This window comes from Actinoplanes sp. 13 (assembly GCF_056134165.1).
The window spans coordinates 37,294-61,173 of sequence record NZ_JBVYOQ010000011.1 but is presented as its reverse complement, the minus strand read 5'-3'; the positions used below and the strand labels follow the sequence as shown (position 1 = coordinate 61,173).

The 23,880-nt window shown below is 70.6% G+C and carries 27 protein-coding genes; 22 read left to right on the top strand and 5 right to left on the bottom strand.

The genetic code is table 11. The features are described from left to right. Positions 1-24 precede the first annotated feature (24 nt). The 5 genes from AC0NH5_RS22015 to AC0NH5_RS21995 all read left to right on the top strand — a co-directional run bounded on the left by AC0NH5_RS22015 (position 25) and on the right by AC0NH5_RS21995 (position 5,353). Positions 25-408, top strand: coding sequence for a hypothetical protein (locus AC0NH5_RS22015; protein WP_474406783.1), 384 nt, complete (start codon positions 25-27; stop codon positions 406-408). Beyond that, positions 405-2,030, top strand: coding sequence for a sodium/solute symporter (locus tag AC0NH5_RS22010; protein ID WP_474406780.1), 1,626 nt, complete (start codon positions 405-407; stop codon positions 2,028-2,030). Before AC0NH5_RS22015 ends, AC0NH5_RS22010 begins: the two co-directional genes overlap by 4 nt. 149 nt (positions 2,031-2,179) lie before the next feature. Next, entirely contained in the window at positions 2,180-2,845 is a 666-nt protein-coding gene (locus AC0NH5_RS22005) for an RlpA-like double-psi beta-barrel domain-containing protein (protein ID WP_474406778.1), read from the top strand. 79 nt (positions 2,846-2,924) lie between these two features. Then, positions 2,925-3,701, top strand: a complete 777-nt coding sequence (locus tag AC0NH5_RS22000; protein ID WP_474406776.1) for an ABC transporter ATP-binding protein — start codon at positions 2,925-2,927, stop codon at positions 3,699-3,701. Further along, complete coding sequence (locus AC0NH5_RS21995) at positions 3,692-5,353, top strand: ABC transporter permease (protein ID WP_474406774.1); 1,662 nt, start codon at positions 3,692-3,694, stop codon at positions 5,351-5,353. Before AC0NH5_RS22000 ends, AC0NH5_RS21995 begins: the two co-directional genes overlap by 10 nt. Here AC0NH5_RS21995 and AC0NH5_RS21990 read toward each other — a convergent pair whose 3' ends face one another. Beyond that, on the bottom strand, positions 5,354-5,617 hold the full coding sequence (locus AC0NH5_RS21990; protein WP_474406772.1) for a hypothetical protein: 264 nt from the start codon (positions 5,615-5,617) through the stop codon (positions 5,354-5,356). A gap of 110 nt (positions 5,618-5,727) precedes the next feature. On the opposite strand from AC0NH5_RS21990, the gene AC0NH5_RS21985 reads away from it, so the two are divergent. The 10 genes from AC0NH5_RS21985 to AC0NH5_RS21940 all read left to right on the top strand — a co-directional run bounded on the left by AC0NH5_RS21985 (position 5,728) and on the right by AC0NH5_RS21940 (position 15,129). Continuing rightward, positions 5,728-6,252, top strand: a complete 525-nt coding sequence (locus AC0NH5_RS21985; RefSeq protein WP_474406770.1) for a flavin reductase family protein — start codon at positions 5,728-5,730, stop codon at positions 6,250-6,252. 116 nt (positions 6,253-6,368) lie between these two features. Beyond that, a complete protein-coding gene (locus tag AC0NH5_RS21980) occupies positions 6,369-6,734 on the top strand; it encodes a DUF485 domain-containing protein (protein WP_474406768.1) in 366 nt (121 codons plus the stop codon). Then, positions 6,734-8,410, top strand: a complete 1,677-nt coding sequence (locus AC0NH5_RS21975; protein ID WP_474406766.1) for a solute symporter family protein — start codon at positions 6,734-6,736, stop codon at positions 8,408-8,410. Before AC0NH5_RS21980 ends, AC0NH5_RS21975 begins: the two co-directional genes overlap by 1 nt. Positions 8,411-8,541: 131 nt before the next feature. After that, a complete protein-coding gene (locus AC0NH5_RS21970; RefSeq protein WP_474406764.1) occupies positions 8,542-9,744 on the top strand; it encodes an LCP family protein in 1,203 nt (400 codons plus the stop codon). 107 nt (positions 9,745-9,851) lie between these two features. Further along, positions 9,852-11,006 (top strand): LCP family protein, encoded by a 1,155-nt coding sequence (locus AC0NH5_RS21965; RefSeq protein WP_474406761.1) that lies wholly within the window; start codon positions 9,852-9,854, stop codon positions 11,004-11,006. A 21-nt stretch (positions 11,007-11,027) separates the two neighbouring features. Further along, the gene (locus tag AC0NH5_RS21960) at positions 11,028-11,363 is read left to right on the top strand and encodes a rhodanese-like domain-containing protein (protein ID WP_474406759.1); all 336 of its coding nucleotides are present in this window, start codon (positions 11,028-11,030) and stop codon (positions 11,361-11,363) included. Between the two features lie 3 nt (positions 11,364-11,366). Beyond that, the gene (locus AC0NH5_RS21955) at positions 11,367-12,161 is read left to right on the top strand and encodes a glycerophosphodiester phosphodiesterase (RefSeq protein ID WP_474406757.1); all 795 of its coding nucleotides are present in this window, start codon (positions 11,367-11,369) and stop codon (positions 12,159-12,161) included. 83 nt (positions 12,162-12,244) lie between these two features. Continuing rightward, a complete protein-coding gene (locus AC0NH5_RS21950) occupies positions 12,245-13,444 on the top strand; it encodes a sensor histidine kinase (protein ID WP_474406754.1) in 1,200 nt (399 codons plus the stop codon). Positions 13,445-13,516: 72 nt separating this feature from the next. Beyond that, entirely contained in the window at positions 13,517-14,392 is an 876-nt protein-coding gene (locus tag AC0NH5_RS21945) for a DUF5926 family protein (protein ID WP_474406752.1), read from the top strand. Further along, on the top strand, positions 14,389-15,129 hold the full coding sequence (locus AC0NH5_RS21940; protein WP_474406749.1) for a glycoside hydrolase family 16 protein: 741 nt from the start codon (positions 14,389-14,391) through the stop codon (positions 15,127-15,129). Before AC0NH5_RS21945 ends, AC0NH5_RS21940 begins: the two co-directional genes overlap by 4 nt. A 105-nt stretch (positions 15,130-15,234) precedes the next feature. On the opposite strand, the gene AC0NH5_RS21935 is transcribed toward AC0NH5_RS21940, so the two are convergent. Further along, positions 15,235-16,422, bottom strand: a complete 1,188-nt coding sequence (locus AC0NH5_RS21935; RefSeq protein WP_474406747.1) for an arginine deiminase — start codon at positions 16,420-16,422, stop codon at positions 15,235-15,237. 286 nt (positions 16,423-16,708) lie between these two features. Between AC0NH5_RS21935 and AC0NH5_RS21930 the strand changes: the two genes are divergently transcribed. The 5 genes from AC0NH5_RS21930 (at position 16,709) to pheA (ending at position 20,065) form a co-directional block, all read left to right on the top strand. Beyond that, positions 16,709-17,443 (top strand): hypothetical protein, encoded by a 735-nt coding sequence (locus AC0NH5_RS21930; RefSeq protein ID WP_474406744.1) that lies wholly within the window; start codon positions 16,709-16,711, stop codon positions 17,441-17,443. A gap of 91 nt (positions 17,444-17,534) precedes the next feature. Further along, the gene (locus tag AC0NH5_RS21925; protein WP_474406741.1) at positions 17,535-17,996 is read left to right on the top strand and encodes a hypothetical protein; all 462 of its coding nucleotides are present in this window, start codon (positions 17,535-17,537) and stop codon (positions 17,994-17,996) included. An 83-nt stretch (positions 17,997-18,079) separates the two neighbouring features. Continuing rightward, a complete protein-coding gene (locus AC0NH5_RS21920; protein WP_474406738.1) occupies positions 18,080-18,466 on the top strand; it encodes an ACT domain-containing protein in 387 nt (128 codons plus the stop codon). Between the two features lie 24 nt (positions 18,467-18,490). Beyond that, entirely contained in the window at positions 18,491-19,102 is a 612-nt protein-coding gene (locus AC0NH5_RS21915; RefSeq protein ID WP_474406735.1) for a hypothetical protein, read from the top strand. Positions 19,103-19,120: 18 nt separating this feature from the next. Continuing rightward, positions 19,121-20,065 carry a prephenate dehydratase gene (gene pheA, locus AC0NH5_RS21910; RefSeq protein WP_474406732.1) on the top strand — a complete coding sequence of 315 codons (945 nt, stop codon included), beginning with the start codon at positions 19,121-19,123 and terminating at the stop codon, positions 20,063-20,065. A 10-nt stretch (positions 20,066-20,075) separates the two neighbouring features. Here the strand turns inward: pheA and AC0NH5_RS21905 are convergent, their stop codons facing one another. The 3 genes from AC0NH5_RS21905 to AC0NH5_RS21895 all read right to left on the bottom strand — a co-directional run bounded on the left by AC0NH5_RS21905 (position 20,076) and on the right by AC0NH5_RS21895 (position 21,698). Continuing rightward, positions 20,076-20,819, bottom strand: coding sequence for an AIM24 family protein (locus AC0NH5_RS21905; protein WP_474406730.1), 744 nt, complete (start codon positions 20,817-20,819; stop codon positions 20,076-20,078). A gap of 23 nt (positions 20,820-20,842) precedes the next feature. Beyond that, entirely contained in the window at positions 20,843-21,190 is a 348-nt protein-coding gene (locus tag AC0NH5_RS21900) for a metallopeptidase family protein (protein WP_474407144.1), read from the bottom strand. 79 nt (positions 21,191-21,269) lie between these two features. Further along, positions 21,270-21,698, bottom strand: a complete 429-nt coding sequence (locus AC0NH5_RS21895; RefSeq protein ID WP_474406728.1) for an OsmC family protein — start codon at positions 21,696-21,698, stop codon at positions 21,270-21,272. A gap of 67 nt (positions 21,699-21,765) precedes the next feature. On the opposite strand from AC0NH5_RS21895, the gene AC0NH5_RS21890 reads away from it, so the two are divergent. Both AC0NH5_RS21890 and serS read left to right on the top strand, forming a co-directional pair. Next, positions 21,766-22,503, top strand: coding sequence for a hypothetical protein (locus tag AC0NH5_RS21890; protein ID WP_474406725.1), 738 nt, complete (start codon positions 21,766-21,768; stop codon positions 22,501-22,503). Positions 22,504-22,558: 55 nt separating this feature from the next. Next, entirely contained in the window at positions 22,559-23,821 is a 1,263-nt protein-coding gene (serS, locus tag AC0NH5_RS21885; RefSeq protein WP_474406723.1) for a serine--tRNA ligase, read from the top strand. Positions 23,822-23,880 lie beyond the last annotated feature (59 nt).

Below are 23,880 nucleotides of genomic sequence, written 5' to 3'. Positions count from 1 at the left end.
GCGCCGGGCGGAGAGACTGCCGGGATGGCCGCCGATCCGACCCCGAGCCCGCGCACCCGGGTGGTGCTCGCCGAGGCCGCGACCCGCCGCGCCGCCGACCGGGCCCGCGCCGACCTCGTCGAGCAGACCCCGGTCGGTGAGGCGCTGGTCAAGGGCCTGGTCCGGGCGCAGCTGGCGCTCGCGTTGCGGCTGGCGCTGGTGGTGGCGGCCGGCCTCGGCACCCTGCCCCTGCTGTTCGCGGCGGCGCCGGCGGTCGGCTCGTTCACCGTCTTCGGCGTGCATCTGCCCTGGCTGCTGCTCGGGCTGCTGTCGTTCCCGTTCCTGGTCGGCGTCGGCGCGGCGTACGTGCGCTGGGCCGAACGCAACGAGCAGGACTTCGCCGCCCTGATCCGCCGGCCCGGCCAGTGAACCCCTACCTCGCCCCCGGGCTCGTCGTGGTCGTGCTGCTGACCGTGGCGATCGGCGCGTACGGCCTGCGCTTCGCACGGACCACTTCGGACTTTCTGGTCGCCTCCCGGTCGGTGAGCCCGGCCTGGAACGCGGCCGCGATCAGCGGGGAGTACCTGTCCGCCGCGTCGTTCCTCGGTGTGGCCGGGCTGATCCTCTGCTACGGCGTCGACATGCTGTGGTACCCGGTCGGATTCGCCGCCGGCTATCTGGCGCTGCTTCTGTTCGTCGCCGCCCCGCTGCGCCGCTCCGGTGCGTTCACCCTGCCGGACTTCTGCCAGGTGCGCCTGCGCTCGGTGCCGTTGCGCCGGCTGGCGACCACGTTCGTGCTGTTCATCGGATGCCTCTACCTGCTGCCCCAGTTGCAGGGCGCGGGCCTGACGTTCAGCACGGTCACCGGTGGGTCGTACGTCTGGGGTGCCCTGCTGGTCGGGGTGGTGGTGACGGCCAACGTGGCCTTCGGCGGGATGCGGGCCATCACCTTCGTCCAGGCCTTCCAGTACTGGCTGAAGTTGACTGCGCTGGCCGTACCGATGATCTTCCTGATCCTGCAGTGGCAGGCGGACGGGCGACCGGCAGCCACCCCGCCGGCCGGCGCGGTCTTCCCGGCCGCCACCACCGTCGTGGTCGAGCGGGACGCGATCCTGGACGGCGGCCGCGCGGTGCGGGCCGGCGAGACTGTGCAGTTCGCCGAGGGCGATCCGGTGCCGTCGGTGAGCACGGTCGACGCCCGGTTCGGCGCGGACTGGCTGCTGCCCGGCGGCGAGCTCGGCCTGTTCGCGACGTACTCGCTGATCCTGGCGACGTTCCTGGGCACCATGGGGCTGCCGCACGTACTCGTCCGGTTCTACACGAATCCGGACGGCGCCTCGGCCCGGCGGACCACCCTGGTGGTGCTCGCCATGGTCGGCTTCTTCTATCTGCTGCCCACGCTGTACGGGGTGCTCGGCCGGATCTACACGCCACAGCTGCTGATGACCGGGCGCACCGATGCGGTGGTGCTGCTGCTGCCGGAGGCCGCGCTGGGCGGCGGGCACCTGGGGCGGCTGCTCGGCGCGCTGGTCACCGCGGGCGCACTGGCGGCATTTCTGTCCACTTCGTCCGGGATCCTCACCAGTGTTGCCGGGGTGATCTTCACGGATCTGCTGCGGTCCGGCCGCAACGGCTCGGTACGTGACTTCCGGGTGGCCACCGTGCTGGCCGCCCTGGTGCCGACGGTGCTCGCCCTCTATGTGTCCGACATGGACGTCTCGCAGGTGGTCGGGCTGGCCTTCGCGGTGGCGGCGTCGAGTTTCTGCCCACTGCTGGTGCTGGGCATCTGGTGGCGGGGGCTCACCGACGTCGGCGCGATCGCCGGGATCATCGCCGGTGGTGGCGCGGCCATGGCGGCGGTGCTGGTGACCGTGCTCGGCCCACCGCTGTCCGGCGGGATGGCGGAGCTGGTCGAGCAGCCGGCGGCGTGGACCGTGCCGTTGGCCTTCCTGGTGATGGTCGGCGGATCGCTGTTGAGTGGCCGGCGGGTCCCGGCCGACGTGGGTGCGACGATGCTGCGGCTGCACGCCCCGGAGTCCCTCCGCACCTGAACCTGCGTGTGAAGTTCGGGTTCGCTCCGCACCCCAACTTCACACACTGAACCGGCATCGCTCCGCGCCCGAAGTTCGCACGGGGGCTTTTAAGGATGTTTAAGGTTCGGGGGCGATCCGCGATGATCGGCGAGGCCGTAATCACCGGCATGAGAGCACGCAGAGGATCCTTCAAGCGGCCGGGCAGCGGACTCACCGGCGGCAACCGCAAGATCGTCATCGGGCTGGTCGTTGCCGCCGTCACCGCGGGCGGGATCGCTGTGGGCACCGGGCTCAGCAACGCCTCGACCGCCTGTGACGGCATGGACCAGGCGATCCAGCGCAACCTCGACTTCATGGCCGAGCAGCGCGCCAACCCGAACGCGCAGACCGAGGCGGTTCTGCGGAACCGCCAGGCCGTGATCGACCTGATCAACGTGCAGAAGAAGCAGGCCGGCTGCGAGGGCGGCGTGGCGGCCCCGCCGGCCCAGGAGCGGCCACCCGCCCAGGAGCAGCCGCCCGCCCAGGAGCAGCCGCCCGCCCAGGAAGAGGCGGAGGAGCCTGCGGGCAACGGCGGCGCCGGTGCCGGCGAGGTCGTCTGCAAGGGCTCGACCGTGACCCTCTCCGGCGAGGCCGGCGCACCGTTCGCCTCCAGCGGCACCTTCCCGATCGGGACCCGCCTGAAGGTCACCAACCTGGACAACAACAAGAGCATCACGGTGAACGTCGGCAGCACCTCGGGAAGCTGCATCCTGCTGAACAACGCCGCCTTCGAGGAGGTCCGCGAGCCGGGCAAGTTCCTCATCCGGCGGGCTGTGATCGAGCGGGTGGGCTGATCCACCCGCCCGGACCGGTCGGCGGCACCGACCGGTCCGGGTGTTCCGGTATGGCCCCACCGACCGATACGTTCCACTCATGAGCATTCCGGCACCACGGGAGCCCGACAAAGCCGCGATGTCACTGCGCGGGCTGGTCAAGCGCTTCGACGCCCGGCTCGCCGTCTGCGACGTCAGCCTGGAGGTGCCGGCCGGCTCGTTCTACGGCCTGCTCGGCCCCAACGGCGCCGGCAAGACCACGACCCTCTCGATGGCGGTGGGCCTGTTACGGCCCGACGCGGGACAGGCCGTCCTGCTGGGGTACGACGTCTGGCACGCCCCCGCCGACGCGAAAGCACTGGTCGGCGTGCTGCCCGACGGGGTGCGGATGTTCGACCGGCTGAGCGGCCCGGAGCTGCTCGCCTATCACGGCCTGCTCCGCGGCATGCCCGCCGACACCGTCGACCAGCGCACCCGTGACCTGCTCGACGTGCTGGAGCTGGGCGTCGACAACCGCACCCTGGTGGTCGACTACTCGGCCGGCATGAAGAAGAAGATCGGCCTGGCCTGCGCGCTGCTGCACGCCCCCCGCCTGCTCGTGCTGGACGAGCCGTTCGAGGCGGTGGACCCGGTGTCGGCCGCGCTGATCCGCGACATCCTGCAGCGCTACGTCGCCGGCGGCGGCACCGTGGTGTTCTCGAGTCACGTGCTGGAGGTCGTCGAGCGGCTCTGCTCACACGTCGCGATCATGTCGGACGGCGTGCTGCGGGTGCACGGGCCGCTGACCGAGGTCCGCGGCGACCGCTCCCTGCAGGACGTCTTCGTCCAGGTCGTCGGTGGCCGGGTGGCCACCGGGTCGGAGCTGGCGTGGCTCTGATCCCGGCCGGGACCGAGAACGCGACCGCGCAGCCGCCCGCGCCGCCCCGGGCGCCGACCTCGGTCCTGCCGTTCGTCCGGCTCAAGCTGCGGATCACCGGCAACGGCCTGCGGGGCCGCCCGGCCCGGATCGTCATGTTCGTCCTCGGTGCCGTCGCGGCCGGCTGTTTCGCCGTCTTCGGGTACGCGGCGTTCGCCACCCCCGGGCTGCTCGACCATCCACGCAGCGCCGCCCTGCTGTTCCCGTTCGGCGGCGCGATGCTGGTCCTCGGGTGGCTCTTCCTGCCGTTGCTCTTCTTCGGCGTGGACGACGCCTTCGACCCGGCGCAGTTCGCGTTGCTGCCGCTCACCCGCCGCACCCTGCTGGCCGGCCTCACCGTCGCTGCCCTGCTCGGTCTGCCGGCGCTCGCCACGCTGGCGGCCACCGCCGGGACGGTGGACACGGCGGCGCGGCTCGGCGGTCCCGCGGCGGCGTTCGTCCAGCTGCTCGGCATCGTCTGCGGGCTGTTCCTCTGTGTGGCCGTGAGCCGCTCGGTGACCAGCGCCTTCGCCACCGCGCTGCGGTCCCGGCGATCCCGGGACCTGGCCACCATCCTGCTCGCGGTGACGGCCGCCTCGCTCGGCCCGGCGCAGTTGCTGCTGCTCGGTCTCGTGGACCGGGCCGGCTGGGAGAACGCCGGGACGATCGCCGAGGCGGTCGGCTGGACCCCGCTCGGCGCGCCGTACACGATGGGACTGGACGTCGCGGACGGCCGGCTGTGGGCCGTACCCCTGAAGTTCCTGATCGTGCTTGCCGCTGTCGGCCTTCTGCTTCGCTGGTGGCGCCGGACCCTGGAGCAGGCGATGGCCGGCACCGCCACAGCCGGGACGCGCGGCACCACCGCGAACACCCCGGACGGCCGCGGCCCGGTGGCTCAACTGCTGTTCCGGTGGTTGCCGCGAAGCCGGTTCGGCGCGCTGACGGCACGCGAGACGCGGTACTGGTGGCGGGAGACCCGGCGGCGGGCAGCGCTGGTCACCCTCTTGGTGGCCGGCGTCTTCCTGCCGCTGTCCAGTGCTTTCAGCACCGGGAGCGCGAGCGGGAGCGGGCTCGCGGTGCTGGTGGGCGCGATCGCGCCGCTCGGCCTGGCGAATCAGTTCGGGTACGAAGGAAGCGCTTACGCCACCAACCTGGCGACCGGGGTTCCGGGGCGACTCGAGGTGCACTCGCGGGCCGCCGCGCACGCCGTCTTCACGGTGCCGACGCTGCTGCTCGTCGCGGTGGTGACGGGTCTGCTGGCGGGCGCCCGGCCGGAGTCGATCCCGTCGGTGTTCGGTGGCCTGCTCGCCGTCTACGGCGTCGGCCTGGCGCTGGTGCTGCCGGTCTCGGTGCGCGCCGCGTACGCCCTGCCGGACCCGTCCACCCCGTTCACGATCTCCTCGGGCGGCGGGTTCAGCAAGGCCCTGCCCAGCCTGGCCGCGATGGTCGGGGCGTTGATCGGCGCCCTGCCCGTGGTGATCGCCGGCCATCTGCTCGGCCCGGTCTGGCTGTGGATCGGCCTGCCGGTCGGACTGGCTTACGGTGCTGCCGCTTACGTGCTCGGCGCCCACCTGGCCGGCAAGCTGCTGGACCGGCGGATGCCCGAGCTGCTGGCCGCGGTCAGTGCCCGCTGATCACGACCGGCCGGTCCGGGCTTCCGGGCCGCGGTTGAGCATGACCGTGCGCAGCCCTTCCTGCCGGACGAAGATGCGGCGGCGCTGCAGCGCGTTCCCGGCCGGCCCGATGACGTAACCGTCCAGCCAGACCCAGCCGTCATAGGTCACCCGGGGATCCACCCGGATGATCCGGAAGAGCAGCCCGCGCTCATCGGAGAACTGGACGCTCGCGTCCGCGCCCACCTGGACGACGTCGCCCGGCACCGGCACACCTCGAGGCATCGCCGTCCCCCTCCACGTTCCGCCCAGCGCGAAGTTCACCTACAAAATAGTTTCTGATCAATAACTTGGCCTAGCGGCGTGCACAGTCTGTAATCGCCGAGAATGGCCGGGTGAACCCCGACGAGGCAGGCGGACGCATCCACTCCACCGACCCGTTCGCCGTGCCGGAGTCGGCGAAGTCCCCGATCCGCCGGCTGCGCGGCCGGCTCGCCGCCCCCGTGACGATCTGGACCACCCCCGGGCCGGCCGGTCTGACGGTCTCCTCCACAGTGATCGCCGACGGGGATCCGGGCCGCGTGCTCGGCCTGATCGACGAGGAGAGCGACTTCTGGGACGCCGCGCTCGCCGCCGGCGTCTTCACGGTCGTCCCGCTGACGCCCGCCGACCGCCAGCTGGCCGACCGCTTCGCCGGGTTGATGCCGTCGCCGGGCGGGCTGTTCGCCGGTGGTGAATGGCGCCCGACGGAGTTCGGCCCGGTGCCCGCGCAGGCTCCGGCCTGGGCCGGCTGCCGGATCGACAGCACCCGCCCGTGCGGCTGGGCATTGCTGGTCGAGGGCGTGATCGAATCCACCGAGATCTCTTCCTCGGCGGCGCCGCTGGTGCATTACCGGGGGAGGTACGCCGAGCTGGCGTGACTGCCGCTCAGCGCACTCAGACCGCCACTCAGCGCAGACCACGACCAGCGGGCAGTGACCTGGCCCACTACTTCGTACGGTGCCGGAAAGTCCATCCCCATAAAGGTGGTGATCCGGTGCCGGCCTCCCCCGAGAGGTACCTCGAAGTACAACGCTCCGAGGAGTTCGCTCAGCTGCGGCACAGGCTGCGCAGCTTCATCTTCCCGACGACGGTCGCGTTCATCGTCTGGTACTCCCTTTACGTGCTGCTCTCCGCGTACGCGCGGGATTTCATGGCCATCAAGCTGATCGGCAACATCAACGTCGCGCTGATCTTCGGCTTGCTGCAGTTCGTCTCCACGTTCCTGATCGCCTGGTACTACGCGCGGTTCGCAGCAAACAAGGTCGACCCGCTCGCCGACGGCGTCTTCGCCCAGTTGGAGAGCGGTGACAAGGTGACCGCGAAGGGCACGACCACCACCACCGACGGGGGCAAGGACTGATGCCGACCGTGATCCTCGCCGCCGAGGCCTCGACCAGCACCTCGCGCACGCTCACCATCACGCTGTTCCTGGTGTTCGTCGCCATCACGCTCGGCATCACCGTGTGGGCCAGCCGGCAGACGAAGACCGCCACCGACTTCTACGCCGGCGGCCGGCAGTTCTCCGGCTTCCAGAACGGCATGGCGATCGGCGGCGACTACATGTCGGCGGCGTCCTTCCTCGGCATCGCCGGCCTCATCGCCCTGTACGGCTACGACGGTTTCCTCTACTCGATCGGCTTCCTGGTCGCGTGGCTGGTGGCGCTCCTGCTCGTCGCCGAGTTCCTGCGCAACTCCGGCCGTTACACGATGGCCGACGTCCTGGCGTTCCGGATGCGTCAGCGCCCGGTGCGCACCGCGGCCAGTGCCTCCACCATCGTCGTCTCGATCTTCTACCTGATCGCGCAGATGGTCGGCGCCGGCGCCCTGGTGGCGCTGCTGCTGGGCATTGCTCCGGGGACCACGTTCCTGGGCATGGACGCGGACACCGCCAAGGTCGCCACGATCATCCTGGTCGGCGCCCTGATGATCGTCTACGTGACCGTGGGCGGCATGAAGGGCACCACGTACGTCCAGATCGTCAAGGCGTTCATGCTGATGGGCGGCGCCCTGATCATGGTGATCATGGTGCTCGCGCACTACAAGTTCAACCTGTCGGCGCTGCTCGGTGACGCCGCCACGCGATCCGGCAAGGGTGATGCCTTCCTGCAGCCGGGCCTGCGGTACGGCGTGGAGACGGCGGGCGACGCGGCGAAGACGTTCTACAGCAAGATGGACCTGCTCTCGCTGGGCCTCGCGCTGGTCCTCGGCACGGCCGGCCTGCCGCACATCCTGACCCGCTTCTACACCGTCCCGACCAGCCGCATCGCTCGCAAGAGCGTGCTCTGGGCGATCGGCATCATCGGCACGTTCTACCTGTTCACCCTGGCCCTCGGCTTCGGCGCGGCGGCCCTGGTGGGCGGCGAGAGCATCACCGCGCAGGACAAGGCGGGCAACACCGCCGCGCCACAGCTCGCCCAGCAGCTCGGCATCGACTATCTGGGCGGCACCACCGGTGGCTCGATCATGCTGGCGGTCATCGCGGCGGTCGCCTTCGCCACCATCCTGGCCGTGGTGGCCGGCCTCACGCTGGCGTCGTCGTCGAGCCTCGCGCACGACTTCTACGCCAACGTGATCAAGCGGGGCACCGCCTCCGAGCGGGACGAGGTCCGGGTCGCCCGGATCTCCGCACTGCTCATCGGCGCGGTCGCGATCGCTCTGTCGATCTTCGCGCAGAGCCTGAACGTGGCGTTCCTCGTGGCGCTCGCGTTCGCGGTGGCGGCGTCGGCGAACCTGCCGGCGATCCTCTACAGCCTGTTCTGGCGCCGGTTCAACACGGCCGGGGCGCTCTGGTCCATCTACGGCGGCCTCGGCTCCGCGGTGATCCTGGTGTTCTTCTCGCCGGTGGTGTCCGGCTCGGCGACCGCCATGTTCCCGGACCAGGACTGGCAGTGGTTCCCGCTGTCCAACCCGGGCATCATCTCGATCCCGCTCGGCTTCTTCTTCGGCTGGCTGGGCACCATCATCTCGAAGGAGACCGACCCGGAGAAGTACGCGGAGCTGGAGGTCCGGTCGCTGACCGGGCACGGCGCCCACTGACCTCTCCACGGAAGCGGGCCGGTGTAGTCGCCACACCGGCCCGCGTTCCATGTCCGAGAAAATCTCCTACCTTCGTGCCGATGCATGTCGAGGACCACGACCGGTGCGAATCACTCCGTAATCTGGGATACATGTCTGCTACCACCTCTCCCAGCGGCAACCCCTCCGGACGGGCCTCGGTCCCGCCGTACGGGGGTGGCCGGGCGTCGGTCCGTCCCGTGGGTCGCCCGGGAGGGCCGGGAGACGAGCGCGAGCGGGCTCCCCGTGGCGGCGGTGGCGGCGGTGGGTACGGCCCGCCGCGCGGCCCGGGCGGTTCCGGGCAGCCCTACCGGGGCAACCGCCCGCGTCCGCGCTGGAAGCGGATCGCGCTGATCGCGGGCATCGCCGCCCTGGTGATCGCGGTGGTCGCCGGCATCGCGGCGTACGGGTACGTGAACGGCATCGACAAGGACATCAAGCGCACCAACGCGTTCTCCGAGATCACCACTGACCGGCCGGGCAAGAACGTCGACGGCGCACTCAACATCCTGCTGGTCGGCAGCGACTCCCGGGACCCGGATGCCAAGGTCGACCAGCCCGGCAAGTGGCGGGCCGACTCGCTGATGATCATGCATGTTCCGGCCGATCACAGCTCGGCCCAGATCGTGTCGATCCCCCGCGACCTGTGGGTCAACATCCCCGAGGGCAACAACGCGCCCTGCAGCTCCGGTTCCCGAGCCAAGATCAACGCGGCGTTCGCCTTCGGTGGCCTGCCTCGGGCGGTACGGACCGTCGAGTGCATGACCGACGTTCACCTGGATCACGTCATGGTGATCGACTTCGCCGGCTTCAAGGACGTCACCAACGCGCTCGGCGGCGTGGACCTGAAGGTGGACCAGACCATCACGTCGATCCACAAGCCGTACCGGGTGTTCAAGAAGGGCATGATGCACATGAACGGCGCCCAGGCGCTGGACTGGGTGCGTCAGCGCAAGCAGTTCGCCCGCGGTGACTTCGCCCGCATGCAGCACCAGCAGGAGTTCCTCAAGGCCCTGATGAACAAGGCGGCGAGCAGCGGCACGCTCACCAACCCCGGCAAGCTGGACGACTTCCTGAACGCGGTCGCCGCCGCGGTCACGGTCGACGAGAAGTTCTCGCTCAAGGACATGGTGGTCCAGTTCCGGAACCTCCGCGGCGACAACCTGACGTTCCTCACCAGCCCCAACAAGGGCAGCGAGACCATCGAGGGGCAGTCGGTGGTGGTCTCCGACCGGGAGAAGGCGCTGACGCTCTACGAGGCGATGGCCGCCGACAAGCTGGACGAGTGGATGGCGGCGAATCCGGCGAAGAAGTAGCAATCCGGCGAACGGCCGGAGGTGACTTCGTTCCGAAACAAAAAAGATCTTCAGTTGGCCGGAAAGTGTCCGTAAGGTGATGCAGCCCCTCACCCCTGGAGTGCTGCATGACGGTCACCGCCGATCGGCCCACGCCGACCCGTGATCGCCCCGCTCCGTCGAAGGCCCGCAAGAAGCGTCGTGCACCGCTCTGGGCGAAGCTGTCCGCTTCGTTCGGGGCGGTGCTTCTCGTGGCGAGCGTGAGCGGCCTGGCCGCCGGCAAGGTGCTGATCGACCAGACCACCGAGAACATCGCGGTGCAGAACCTGACCGGCGACGCCAAGAAGAGCACGGCCGAGGGTGGCGGTGACACCATCGAGGGCCCGATCGACATGCTCCTGATGGGTGTCGACGCCCGCGCCCGCTGGGCCGCCGACGACCTGCGCGCCGACTCGATCATCATTCTGCACATCCCGGCCAGTCACGATCAGGCCTACTTGATCTCGGTGCCCCGGGACACCGAGGTCGACGTGCCCGCCTTCGCCCCCAGCAAGTACCCCGGCGGCACGTCCAAGGCGACCGAGGCCTTCTTCCACGGCGCGCAGAACGGCGGCGGGTGGGGCGGCGGCGCGCAGCTGCTCGCGAAGACGCTGAAGAACCTGACCGGGATCAGCTTCGACGGCGCCGCGATCATCAACTTCGGCGGCTTCAAGAACGTCATCGATGAGCTCGGTGGCGTCTCGATGTGCGTGGATCAGCAGGTCACCTCGAAACACATGGTCCTGGTCGACGGCAAGCCGATGTTCCTGGCCGACGCCCGCAAGACCGGCCGGCCCACCAAGCCGGTGGTGCACAAGGTCGGCTGCCGGGCGATGGAGGGCTGGGAGGCCCTCGACTTCGCCCGCCAGCGGTACGGCTTGAAGAACGGCGACTACGACCGGCAGCGCCACCAGCAGCAGCTGATCAAGGCGATGGCGAAGAAGGCGGCCAAGGGCGGCATCCTCAGCAATCCGCTCAAGGCGGGCGGCGTGATCAAGTCGGCCGGCAACGCGCTGGTGCTGGACACCGGGCAGATCGAGATCACCGACTTCGTGCTGGGGCTCAAGGACGTGGCCGCCAACGACATGGTGCTGCTGCGAACCAACAACGGGACGTTCGCCGGCAACGGCAACGGCCGCGAGCGGATCGACGAGGTCACCCAGGCGATGTTCCGGGCGGTCAAGGAGGACCGGCTCGCCGAGTTCGTGCTCGACAACCCGGGCGTCGTTGCCAACGAGAAATAACGGGCCTCTAGGCTTGTCCCCGTGTTCGGACCTCAGGTGCCCAGCGTCAGCCCCGGCCAAGTCGACCCCGACGTCTACCTGCTCGACGTGCGCGAGCCGGACGAGTGGGAGGCCGGCCACGCACCGGGCGCCCACCACCTGCCGATGATGGAGGTGCCGGCCCGGATGGCCGAGGTGCCGACCGAGGGCGAGGTCGTCGTGGTGTGCCGCGCCGGCGGGCGCTCCGGCCAGGTGGTGGCCTACCTGATGAATCAGGGCTGGGACAACGTGCGCAACCTCGACGGCGGCATGCAGTCCTGGGCCGCCGCGGGCAGAGACGTGGTGAGCGAGAACGGGCAGCCGGCCCGCGTGATCTGACCCATGTCGTACGCCGATCATCGTCCTCTGGTCTTCGCCCATCGCGGCGGAGCCGAGGCGCTTCCGGAGCACACGCTCGGGGCCTATCTGCGGGCGCTGGACGAGGGAGCGGACGGGCTGGAGTGTGACGTCCGGCTGACCCGTGACGGTCACCTGGTCTGCGTGCACGACCGGCGGCTGGACCGCACCAGCAACGGCCGTGGGCTGGTCAGCCGCAAGACGCTGGCCGAGTTGGACGCGCTGAACTTCGGCTCCTGGCACCCGGGCTACCCGACCGACGAGGTACTGCCCGATTTGTCACGGTTGTTGACGCTTGAGCGGCTTCTCGACACGGTCCTCGCCACCGGCCGGCGCGTCCGGCTGCTGATCGAGACCAAGCACCCGTCCCGTTACGGCGCCGAGGTGGAACGGCGCGTCGTGCGCCTGCTCCGGCGGTACGGGCTGACCGACCCGAAGCCGGACGACCCGGTCCAGGTCACCGTGATGTCCTTCGCCGCGCTCGCGCTGCGCCGGATCCGGGTGCAGGCGCCCGCCCTGCCCACCGTCTATCTGATGGAACTCGTGCCGCCCGGGGTGGGCCGCGGCCGGCTGCCGTTCGGTGCCCGGACGGCGGGACCGGGCATCGATCTGGTCCGGTCCCGCCCCGGCCTGCTGCCGGCGATCCGCGCGGCCGGCCACCAGACGTACGTGTGGACCGTCAACGAGGCCGCCGATCTCGAACTGGTGCTGGGACACCGCGTCGACGGCGTGATCACCGACCGTCCCCGCTTCGTGCTGGAGCAACTCGACCGGGTGTGACGTATGCCACGAGTGAGACGACTACCTCAGTATCCGCTCAGGTTCCCCTGCCCAAATCGTGGCGGGCGAGGCACACTCGCACCATGCCGGAGCGTCCCGACTACGCGGCCCTCACCCGGGGCCAGATCGCGGTCCTCGACCGCGTCAACTCCGGGGAGACCGGCCTGCCCGTGCTCCAGCAACTGGTCCGGCTCGCCGGTGACGCGCTCGGGGCGCGCGGCGCCGGCTTCGCGGAGTACACGGAGGGCCACGGCCGGATCATCGCGGCCACCGGTGTCTGCGAGCCGGCCATCGGCCGGCGGATCGAGCAGCCCGACGACCGGCTGCTGAACCGGCGGACCCTGCTGGTCCCGCTCGACTCGGTGAACGACGAGTTCGCCCGGCAGATCGAGGGCGGCCAGCTGCGGCACATGCTCGGCGCCCGGTGCGAGAGCGGCGAGACGGTGGTCGGCTCGCTGCACGTGTACTTCGGCTCCGACTCCGGCGCGCCCGGCCCCGAGCACCACGCCGCCCTGGAGCTTCTGGCCGGGATGATCGGCCGGGTCTACGGGATGCGCACCGGCCTGCCGGTGTACGGCGACCCGGCGCCCGAGCAGGCCCGGCGGCAGGAGAACCGGGACCTCTGGGTGGCGGTCACCAGCCACGAGCTGCGCACCCCGGTCACCGTGATCAAGGGGTACGCGGACACCCTCACCAACCACTGGTCCACCCTGGGCGAACCGGGACGCCGGGAGGCGGTCCGGGTGATCGGCACCCGGGCCGGTGAACTGGCCCGGCTCGTCGACCGGCTGCTCTCCGCGGCCAGCGAGGACGGCTCGGTCGGCGCCTCCTCGCCCGGCCCGTTCGACCTCGCCGAGGCGCTGCGCGCGGCGGCCGACGAACTGCCCGCGGCGCTCCGGGAGCGGATCCACTTCGGGGAGCTGCCGGCCGGGCTGCCCAAGGCGTACGGCAATCGCGACTCGATCGCCACGATCCTCACCGAGCTCGCCACCAACGCGGAGAAGTACTCACCGCCGGACAGCCTGGTCGAGGTCTGCGCCGGCACCGACGACGACACCCTGCGGTTCCGGGTCTCCGATCGGGGGATAGGCATCGCGCCGGAACACGTCGAGCGCGCCTTCGAGCGGTACTGGCAGGCCGAGTCCGAGAGCCACCCGCACCCCGGCGCCGGTCTCGGCCTCTACCTGGTGCGACGGCTGGTGGAACGCCAGCACGGCTGGGTCTCGCTGCGCCCGCGCGACGGCGGCGGCACGGTTGCCGAGGTGCGTCTGCCGCGTGCCTGAGCGCTCCGCCCCGCAGACACAGGGTGGCCCGCGTCACCGCTTCCGCGAGGCAACCGCTTAGGCTGGTCCCTCGTGAGCAAGCGTCGCAAGCCCCGCGAAACCGCGCCCAGGACCAAGGTGCGTGACATCTTCGTCGCCCGCCCGTTCGAGGGCCTGGCGGACGAACCGGAATGGGTCGCCCTCCGGGAGCTGGTCCCGGCCGCGTCCGCGCCGCTGACCCTGAAGCCGGAGATCGTCGAGGAGTTCGGGGACCGCCCGGTCACCCTCTCCACCGTGCTCCCGATGGCCTGGCCCGCGATGACCCGGCGGGACGGCCGCGTCTTCATCGGCCTGCAGCGGCACGTCCAGTCCGGTGACGTCTCCCGCGACCTGGCCGTGGCGATCCTGAACGCGCTGGGCACGACCCCCGGCGAGACGGTCTCCGTGCCCGCGCTGCCCGGTGCGGGCCCCCGCCTGCAGGACCTCCTCGTGGACGGCCCGCTCGACGTCACCATGCACGAGGGCTTCGAGTACTGGCTGGACCCTGAACAGATGCAGGACGCCAACGTCAAGGCCTCCCTGGAGCGCGCCAACGCCTCGATCTACCCGACCGTGCGCCTCGCGGCGGCCCGGGCCGCGTACTGGTGCCGCGTGGCCCCCGACAAGAGCCACGTGCGCTGGGTCCTCGCCGAGCCCGAGGACCGGGCGCTGGACGCCCTGGCCCGGCTCTCCGCAGCCGGCGAGCTGCTGCTCGGCGACCAGACCAAGTTCGCCGGCATGTTCCGGGCGCACGGCCTGCTCGTCCCGGTCTGGGACGTGCCGGGCGAGCCCGAGGGCGGCGACTGGGAGGCCCCGCTCGCCGACTTCGCCAAGCGGTACGCCGACACCCTCGCCGTGGACGGGCCGCTCGACGCCGCCGGGCGCCGCGCCAAGCAGGGCCTGATCGGCCGGCAACTGACCTTGCGATGAGCCCCTTCCACGAGAGGTTCAGCGGCGACGACCTGGACCCCTCGGTGTGGGTGCCGTGCTATCTGCCGCACTGGAGCTCGTCCGAGGCGTCCCGGGCCACCTACACCGTGGGCGGCGGCGAGCTGCGGCTCAGCATCCCGGTCGAGCAGCCGCTCTGGGCGGAAGGCGTCCACGAGACGCCGCTGCGGGTCTCCGGCATCCAGTCGGCGAACTTCTCCGGCCCGGTCGGGAGCACGGTCGGCGGCCAGCCGTTCAAGACCGGCCTGACCGTACGCGAGGAGCAGCCCGCGTTCTGGGGTTACACCCCGCTCTACGGCCGGCTCGCCATCCGGATGCGGGCGAGCCTCTCACCCCGGTCGATGGCCGCGTTCTGGCTCGCCGGCATCGAGGACCGCCCGGAGCGCTCCGCGGAGATCTGCGTGATGGAGGTCTTCGGCACCGCGCCGCACGACGTCGGCATGGGCCTGCACGCGTTCCGGGACCCGGCCGTCACCGAGGAGTGGGGCACGGTGGCGCTGCCGCTGGACGTCGCCGAGTTCCACACCTATGCGGTGGACTGGCGCCCCGGCTCGCTGGAGTTCTCGGTCGACGGCTCGGTGGTGAAGCGGGTCGGCCAGGCGCCGGATTACCCGATGCAGCTGGAGATCGCCGTCTTCGACTTCCCGGAGCGGGCGCACCTGGTCCCGGGCGAGGTCCCGGTCCCCGAACTCGTCGTCACGGAGGTATCCGGACCGTGACCACCGATCTCCGCCCGGCGGCCGCGCCGCCGGGCGAGATCGGCAGATGATCGCGCTGACACTCGAGAGCCTTGCGATGACTCGTACTCCCGCGGCTTCTCGGTCTTAAAGCGGGTCCCGGGTGATCGGGCAGCTCATGCAGCGCGGCCCGCCGCGGCCGCTGCCCAGCTCGGAGCCCGCGATCCGGACCACCTCGATGCCGGCGCGTTCCAGTTGGGCGTTGGTCTCCACATTCCGCTCGTAGGCCACGCACAGCCGCGGCGCGATCGCCAGGGTGTTGTTGCCGTCGTCCCACTGCTCCCGCTCGGCGGTGACCGGGTCCAGGCCGGTGTCGATGATCCGCAGGTGGTCGATGCCCATCGCCTCGGCCGCCGCGTCGAGGAACGGCCTCGGCGCCCGCACGTGCAGGCCGCCGTCGGTGCCGGCGGTCACGGTCCACGCGCGCAGGGTGTCCGCCATGTTGGGGTACATCACGACGGCGTCGGCGTCCACCATGGTGCAGATGGTGTCCAGGTGCATGGTGGCGCGTTCCTGGGCGATCGGGACGGCCAGCACAGTCCGTGCGAGACCGGCCTCGATCACGCGACGGGCCAGGCGTTCGGCGCCGGCCGGCGTGGTCCGCTCGCCCACGCCGATGGCGATCACCTCGGGTGCCAGCACCAGCACGTCGCCGCCCTCGAGGTGTTCCAGGGACGGGTCGAAGAGGAGGGTCACGCCGGCGAACCGCGGGTGATAACGGTAGATGGCGTTGGTGATGGTGGTCTCCCGCCGGCGGGCCCGCATCGCCAGGCTGGTCACCGCCACCCGGTCCCGCACCCAGACCGAGGAGTCCCTGGTGAACAGCAGGTTCGGGAGTGGATCGATGACGAAGTCATGATCGTTCATCATCTCGTAGACCAGGCCCCCGGTGCTGGGCTTGATCTCCTCGTGCGCCAGGCCGGCGATCAGCACCTCGGCGAGCCGGGCCGGGTCCTGGTCGGCCAGGTAACCGCCGACGCTGGCGCGCAGGGTGTCGCCGAGCCGGCGGGCGGCCAGCACGCCGGCAGTGAGTTCGGTGCGGGCCTCCGGGACGGCCAGTGTCTCGGTGAGCAGATCACCGAGGTAGAGAACCTCCACCCCCCGGGAGCGCAGCGCCTCGGCGAAGGCGTCGTGCTCCTCCTGGGCCCGGCCGACCCAGGGGATGGCGTCGAAGAGCAGGGAATCGTTGTTGCGCGGCGTCAGTCTGGCCAGCTCCGGGCCGGGCCGATGCAGCAGGACGGTACGGAGGTGGCTGACTTCACTGTCGACGTACACCAGGCCGACGTTAGCCCGTACCGACGGCTATCGTGCCGTGACGCAATGACTAGATCTTGAGACGACCATGCACCGGACGAGCGACAGCGATAGCTTGTGTGGGTGCGACGAGACCGCGGCGCTCAGGTGTGAGGTGCACCATCCGAAAGAAGTGTTGTCCGTGAATACGGCATTCATCCGCACTCATTCCCCTTTCTTTCCAGTCCGGCGCTCTACTCTGTAGGGAGTCGAGCACGTACGGTAGTTGGAACAAGAGAGCCCGACTGACCTTTTGCCGGAGGTCGCAGTGACTGTCTTCCCCGCCCGCCCCGCTCTGCCCGTCCCTTCCAAAGCGCTGACCCCGACGCCGAGTCACCCGGCGCCCTCCGTCATCGAGGGCCCCCGTCTGACACCGGTCGAGTGGGCGCGACGCCGTCGTGCCGAACGCGGCGCCCGTCGTCTGGAAGCCGCCGGTGCCCGAGCACTCACCCGTCTCGACCGTCTCGGGCCGAACTGGCACATCGTCGACTGGCCGCGCAGCGACCTGTCGCAGGCCTACTACGAGCCCGACCCGGCCGATGAACGCGCAGGCTTCCTCGCGATCGGTCCCGGTGGGATCTACGCGGTGACCGTGGCCGACCACGGCCGCTCCCGCGTCCTCATCGCCGGTGACGTCGTGCAGATCAACGGAAAGCGCCCGCAGTACGTGTCCGAGGCGCGTCGCGACGCCCGCCGCGCCGCCAAGGCGCTCTCCGCAGCGGTCGGCCTGAACGTGCCGGTCACCGCGGTGCTGACGTTCGTCGGCTCCGGCGTGATCAGCGTGCACGGGCTGCCGAAGGACTGTCTCGTGGCCACCGACAAGGAACTCGACCGGCTCCTCATCGCCGGCGGCGCGAAGATCTCCCCGTCCACGGCGAACAAACTCTCCGCTGTCGCCGCTCACCCGGCCACCTGGGCAAATGCACCCTATCGGCCGGCCGGTGACTACCGTTGGTACAGCAACGGACAGACGGCCGCTGACAAGCGGCCGACCCGCCGGTAACGTTCCTTCCTGACGCCGTCGACAGCCGGCGCCGCGATCCGTCAACGATCGCGGCCGCCGGCGGTCGGCGCGAAGATGCGAGGAGGAGCGGGTGGCGCATGTTGAGCTCTCCCTCTCGGGAGCGTTCGTCCCCCAGGCTCGGACACCGGCCGAGGCCGAGTTCGTCACCAGCGTCGAGCGCTGGTCGTCGACGGTGGCCGTGGCCGACGAACCGTGTCTGATCATCGACGGCAGCGGCTCGATTCTCGCCGTCTCCCCGTCGTGCAGCGAGCTCCTGGGTCTGGGCAAGCCGGCCGAGGCACTCGGCCAGCGGCTCAGCTCGGCGCTGCGGCTGATCGACTTCACCGCGGGCGCCGGCCGGCTCGCGGAGCCCGAGGCGGACAAGATTCCCCCGTTGCTCGCGCTCAGCAGTGAGCGGCTGGCCCGTGGCCTGATGCGGGTGCTGCCGGGCGCAGGGGAGGCCCCGCTCACGCTCGACGCGGTGTCCACCCCGCTGCTTTCCGGTGACCGGGTGGCCGGATCGTTGACCTTCCTGTCCCCGGTACGACACTGAAGTCCGGTTTGCCCTCACAGATGTGGTGTTCAACGCACCGATTGAGCATTGGGCGTTACAGATCCGCAACGTAGTCTGCCCTCATGCTCGATCTAGACCTGTTACCGGGTGAATACGCGGTGTGCCGGCTCCCGGCCGGCTCTGCCCTGCCCACTTCTCTCACCACAGGTCCGGACGACAAGAGCGTCATCTCGGTGACCTGGGGTGTCGACGAGCTGTCGGTGATCTGCCCGAACGAGCGGGTCCCGGAGGGCGCCGAGGTCGACACGGCCTGGCGGTGTTTCCGCGTGCAGGACCTCGACCTGACCATGACCGGGGTGCTCGCGTCGCTGGTCGGCCCGCTCGCCGAGGCCCGGGTCAACATCGTCACGTTCTCGACGTACGACACGGATTATCTGCTGGTGCCGACGGTGCGACTGACCGAGGCGGTCAACACCCTCACCGCGGCCGGGCATCGTATCGCCAGTTGACGATCCGCCTCCTACGATGAGCGCGTGTCCCCCCGCACACGCCTCGCCCTGGTCGTGGGCGCCCTGCTGCTGACCGCGGCCTGCGGCGCGCCACCGGACGCCCCGCCGGCGGCCTTCCCGGCGCAGAGCGAGCCGCCGTACTCGGCCGGGCCGGCCGACCTGCCGGCGCCGCCCGTCCCGGCGATGCCCACGGTGGCCACCTATCCCACCCAGACCTACCCGGCCCCGGCGTACCCCACGCCGACCTACACCGTGCCGGGAAACGCCACCCCGCCGCCGCTGAGCACCACGACGGCGACCACGACGGCGCCGCTCACCAAATCGCCGACACCGACGCCCAGCCACGCGGCCCGGTGCGCCGGGGAACCCACCGGTACGCAGATCCTCACGCTGGTCAAGGACGATCCGGGTGTGCCGGACCGGGCGCTGCGGGTCGCCGACGGGCCGTACTGCTCGGGGATCTGGTCGTTCACCACGGTGCGGATCGCCGGGGAGAACAAGCTGGAGCCGCTGATGGTCGCCGCCACCGGGAAGGGCGCCCAGCTCACCCTGGTCGCGGCCGGCACCGACGTGTGCAACCAGCGGGTGCAGACCGAGGCGCCGGCCGGGATCCGGGTGCTGGCCTGCGGCTTCTGAGGCCATAGAATCCGGGGCATGCCCGGAACGCCGCCCATGCGCTTCGCCTACCTCGGCCCCGAGGGCACCTTCACCGAGGCCGCCCTGCGCACCATCCCGGCCGCCGAGCACGGCGTCCGGACGCCCGCCCGCAGCGTTCCCGAGGCCCTCGAGGCGGTCCGGTCCGGCGACGCGGACGCCGCCCTGGTCCCGCTGGAGAACTCGGTCGGCGGCGCCGTCCCCGTCACGCTGGACGAGTTGATCACCGGCAGCCCGCTGATGATCACCCGTGAGGTGCTGCTGCCGGTGGAGTTCGTGCTGGCTGCGCGGGCGCTCACGTCGCTCGCCGCGATCCGCACCATCGCGGCGCACCCGCAGGCCTCGGCCCAGTGCCGGCACTGGCTGCGGGCGAACGCGCCGGACGCGGTCGTGGTCGACGTGCTCTCCAATGCCGCGGCCGCGGTCAGCGCCGCCGCCGGGGAGTACGACGCGGCCCTCTGCGCACCGATCGGGGTGTCTCAGCACCGGCTCACCGTGCTGGCCGAGAAGGTCGCCGACCGGGCCGAGGCGGTGACCCGGTTCGCGCTGCTGACCCGCCCCGGCGAGCCGGCCGCGCCGACCGGCGACGACGTGACGTCGCTGGCCGTCTCGATCCGCCACGACCAGGTGGGTGCGCTGCTCGCGGTGCTGACCGAGCTCGCCGTCCGGGGCATCAACCTGTCCCGGATCGAGTCCCGGCCGACCGGCGAGCAGCTCGGCACGTACGTTTTCCTTCTCGACTGCACCGGCCACGTGGCCGAGCCCCGCCTCGGTGAGGCGCTGCAGGGCCTGCGCCGGATCTGCGCCGAGGTGCGCTTCCTGGGCAGCTATCCCAAGCACCGGTTGCAGCCGGAGCCGCCGGTGGCGGCCCCGGCCGGGCTCTCCGACGCCGACTTCGCCGACTCGGCGGCCTGGCTGGCCCGGATCCGGGCCGGCGAACTCTGAGAGCGGCTGCTCAGTCGTCGAAGATGTCGCTCAGGATGCTGCTGCCGGAGCTCTTGCTGCTGCTCCCGTTGCCGTTGGCGACGAAACCGCCCGGCGGCACCTCCGAGGGCTGGACGATCACGAAGCCCTGACCGGCGAAGCTCATCGTGAACCGCTCGCCGGTGCTGCGCCCGAGCAGCGTCCCGAGCCCGAACTGCTCGGCCTTGTGATAGCCGGTCTGCAGGCTCGCCGACCAGGCGACGGCGGCCTGCGGGTCGACGTACGTCGGCGCGTCGACGTTGAGCACCACCGGCTGGCCCTTGGTCATGATCGCGATTCGGCCGTGCCCGGTGAAGACACAGTTGAACAGCCCCTGGCTGGAGAGCATCCCGGCGCCGCTGACCATCTTGATGTCGTACTGCAGGGTGCTGTCGAAGGCGAGCACGCTCGAGCCGTTGATCGACAGGGCGTCGCCCGGCTCCAGGTCGATCAGGTGGATGTCGGCCGCGTTCTCGGCGAGGAAGACGTCGCCGTTGCCGCGGACCCGCATCAGCGGCACGCCCTCGCCGGTCAGCTTCTGCTTGAGGAACTTGCCCAGGCCACCCGAGCCGAGCGCCTCGAACCGGACGTTCCCCTGATAGGCCACCATCGACCCGGTACGCGCGAGAAACTCGCCGTTGAGCTCGGCCTTCAGCATCTTGGAGTTCTGCAGCCGGAGCCCGGGCTGCGCGGACTCCTTCTCGAGGTTCTCGGTGGAGAAGAGTTCGCTACGCATGATCCCAGCGTAGGCAGTCCCCGCTAGCCCCAGCCCAGTTCGTGCAGGCGGTGGTCGTCGATCCCGAAGTGGTGGGCGATCTCGTGCACCACCGTGATCGCGACCTCGTCGACCACATCGGTCTCGGTATCGCAGACCCTCAGGGTGGGCAGGCGGTAGATGGTGATCCGGTCGGGCAGCACGCCCGCGTAGTCCCAGCCCCGCTCGGTGAGAGCCGTGCCCTCGTAGAGCCCGAGCAGGTCGTCGGTCCCGTCCGGTGGGCGGTCCTCGACCAGAATGACCACGTTGTTCATCAGGGCGAGCAGCTCGACGGGCACCTCGTCGAGGGCCTCACCGACCAGCTCCTCGAAGCGTTCACGACTCATGTCCACCGGCACGTGGCCCATTGTGCCCGTTACATCGACGCAACACGTGCGCCGACGCGGCCGTGGCCACGCCGGCGCACCGTGATCAGGCGAGCTTGGCGACGAGGGTGATCGGCGCACCCGGGCTGAGCAGGCGCGAGATGGGGCAGTTCTCCTTGGCGCCCTCGGCGAGCTCCTGGAACTTCGCGTCGTCGATGCCGGGGACGTCGCCGACCGTCTCCAGCTCGATGCCGGTGACGCCGAAACCGCCCTCGACCTTGTCCATGCGGACCTTGGCCACGGTCTCCACCGAGGTGGGCGTGAAGCCCGCGTCGGCGAGACCCTTCGAGAAGGCCATCGAGAAGCAGCCCGCGTGCGCGGCCGCGATCAGCTCTTCGGGGTTGGTCCCCTCGCCCTCCTCGAAGCGGCTCTTGAAGGAGTAGTTGCCGGCAAGGCCGCCCTTACCGGTCTTGACAGTGCCGGAACCCTCGGTGAGGTTCCCTTCCCAGCGTGCCGAAGCAGTACGAATAGGCATGACCAGAACGCTAACCCATTTCGGTGGCGGTGGTTCAGGTACGACCCGAGGGGCCATCATGGATCCCATGTCACAGGAATCCGAGGTGGTCGAGTTCGGTGGGCCGGAACCCGCGGAGCCCCGCCGCCGGCCCAGGGTGGAATACCTGCGAGGGCTCGCCGGGGACCGTCGTGTGCCGGTGCTCACCGCGGGCCTCGGCGGCGTCGCGGTGTTCGCCTCACTGATCTCCGAGTGGCAGGTCACCGAGGTCAGGCCGTTCAACTTCGAGGGCGAGAGCGAGCTCGCCGAGGTTCGGCTGCTGCCCACCGACCTCTTCGATCTCGGTGGCGTCGGTGGGGCGTACCTGTGCGGGCTCTTCCTGTTGGTGATCTCCGTGACACTGGTGCTGTTCGGCCCGGCGGCGGGCCGGCGCTACGCCCGTCTCGCCGGGTTCGGTGCCGGCGGGCTGCTGATCGCGCTGCTGCTCGCGCTCGTCCATCTGCTCGGCAGCGAGACGCGGCTGGTCTCGCGTTACTTCATGATGGAGCTGGCGTCCCAGCAGGGCAGCGTGTCGTACGGACGAGGACTGTGGTGTGCCCTGGCCGGAGTGGGCGCGATCCTGCTCGCGCTCTGGCTGACCAGCAAGGAGCCCGACTCGGAGGACGGCCCGCGATGGGTGCGCGGCAGCACCGGCGAGGAGGAGGAGCCGGAACTCGACACGCCGCTCGACCTGACCATCGCCCCGGCCACCCCGTTCACCTCGTTCCCCGAGCAGCGGGACCAGCCGCACGAGAACGGACGGCGCGACCAGCCGTACCGATCGTGACACCGGGGGATATCCGGGTGCTGATCGGACCGGGCCACCGGTAGGCTCGACAACCGTGATTGACCTGCGCCTGCTTCGCGAAGATCCTGATCTGGTCCGTGCCAGCCAGCGGCTGCGCGGCGAGTCCACCGAGCTCGTGGACGCGCTGCTGCGTGCCGACGAGCAGCGCCGTGCCGCCACCCAGCGGTTCGAGGCGGTCCGGGCCGAGCAGAAGTCCCTGGGCAAGCAGGTGGCGAAGGCGTCGGGTGACGAGCGGGCCGCGCTGCTGGCGCGCACCAAGGAGCTGGCCGGCGAGGTGAAGGCGGCCGAGGCCGCGACCACCGAGGCCGATCAGGCTCTGAAGGCCGCGCACCTCGCGGTGCCCAACGTGGTCGAGGAGGGCGCACCGGCCGGCGGCGAGGACGACTTCGTCGTGCTGCGCACGGTCGGCGACATCCCGGCCATCGAGTCGCCGAAGGACCACCTGGAGCTGGGTGAGGGCCTGCGCGCGATCGACACCGAGCGCGGCGCCAAGGTGTCCGGCTCGCGGTTCTACTTCCTCACCGGCGTCGGCGCGCTGCTGCAGCTGGGCCTGCTGCAGCTGGCCATCCAGCAGGCGGTCGAGCACGGCTTCACGCCGTCGATCACGCCGACGCTGGTCCGGCCCGAGTCGATGGAGGGCACCGGCTTCCTCGGCGCGCACGCCAGCGAGATCTACCGGCTGGAGGCCGACGACCTCTACCTGGTCGGCACGTCGGAGGTCCCGCTCGCGGCATACCACTCGAACGAGATCATCGACCTCAGCGACGGCCCGGAGCGGTTCGCCGGCTGGTCGACCTGCTACCGGCGGGAGGCCGGCTCGCACGGCAAGGACGTGCGCGGCATCCTGCGGGTGCACCAGTTCGACAAGGTGGAGATGTTCGCGTTCTGCAAGCCGGAGGACGCTCTGGCCGAGCACCAGCGTCTGCTCGCCATGGAGGAGGAGATGCTCGCCAAGGTCGAGATCCCGTACCGGGTGATCGACGTGGCGGCGGGCGACCTCGGCTCGAGCGCGGCCCGCAAGTACGACTGTGAGGCCTGGGTGCCCTCGCAGGGGCGGTACCGCGAGGTCACCTCGACGTCGAACTGCACGACCTTCCAGGCTCGCCGGCTCAACATCCGGTACCGGGACGCCGACGGCAAACCGCAGATCGCCGCGACGCTGAACGGCACCCTGGCCACCACCCGGTGGCTGATCCCGATCCTGGAGAACCACCAGCAGCCGGACGGCTCGGTGCGGGTACCCAAGGCGCTCCAGCCGTTCCTCGGCGGCCGGGACGTGCTGGAGCCGGTGAAGTAAAGGTCAGATTCGCGCAACCGGGCGGCTACCAATTGTCATGGCAGCTGGTAGCCGAACCG

Coding starts and splice junctions, on each gene's coding strand:
- AC0NH5_RS21890 (WP_474406725.1), top strand. CDS start 21,766: ATGTCACAGGAATCCGAGGTGGTCGAGTTCGGTGGGCCGGAACCCGCG.
- AC0NH5_RS21950 (WP_474406754.1), top strand. CDS start 12,245: ATGCCGGAGCGTCCCGACTACGCGGCCCTCACCCGGGGCCAGATCGCG.
- AC0NH5_RS21940 (WP_474406749.1), top strand. CDS start 14,389: ATGAGCCCCTTCCACGAGAGGTTCAGCGGCGACGACCTGGACCCCTCG.
- pheA (WP_474406732.1), top strand. CDS start 19,121: ATGCCCGGAACGCCGCCCATGCGCTTCGCCTACCTCGGCCCCGAGGGC.
- AC0NH5_RS21895 (WP_474406728.1), bottom strand. CDS start 21,698: ATGCCTATTCGTACTGCTTCGGCACGCTGGGAAGGGAACCTCACCGAG.
- AC0NH5_RS21990 (WP_474406772.1), bottom strand. CDS start 5,617: ATGCCTCGAGGTGTGCCGGTGCCGGGCGACGTCGTCCAGGTGGGCGCG.
- AC0NH5_RS21975 (WP_474406766.1), top strand. CDS start 6,734: ATGCCGACCGTGATCCTCGCCGCCGAGGCCTCGACCAGCACCTCGCGC.
- AC0NH5_RS21905 (WP_474406730.1), bottom strand. CDS start 20,819: ATGCGTAGCGAACTCTTCTCCACCGAGAACCTCGAGAAGGAGTCCGCG.
- AC0NH5_RS21965 (WP_474406761.1), top strand. CDS start 9,852: ATGACGGTCACCGCCGATCGGCCCACGCCGACCCGTGATCGCCCCGCT.
- AC0NH5_RS21955 (WP_474406757.1), top strand. CDS start 11,367: ATGTCGTACGCCGATCATCGTCCTCTGGTCTTCGCCCATCGCGGCGGA.
- AC0NH5_RS21920 (WP_474406738.1), top strand. CDS start 18,080: ATGCTCGATCTAGACCTGTTACCGGGTGAATACGCGGTGTGCCGGCTC.
- AC0NH5_RS22000 (WP_474406776.1), top strand. CDS start 2,925: ATGAGCATTCCGGCACCACGGGAGCCCGACAAAGCCGCGATGTCACTG.
- AC0NH5_RS22015 (WP_474406783.1), top strand. CDS start 25: ATGGCCGCCGATCCGACCCCGAGCCCGCGCACCCGGGTGGTGCTCGCC.
- AC0NH5_RS22005 (WP_474406778.1), top strand. CDS start 2,180: ATGAGAGCACGCAGAGGATCCTTCAAGCGGCCGGGCAGCGGACTCACC.
- AC0NH5_RS21970 (WP_474406764.1), top strand. CDS start 8,542: ATGTCTGCTACCACCTCTCCCAGCGGCAACCCCTCCGGACGGGCCTCG.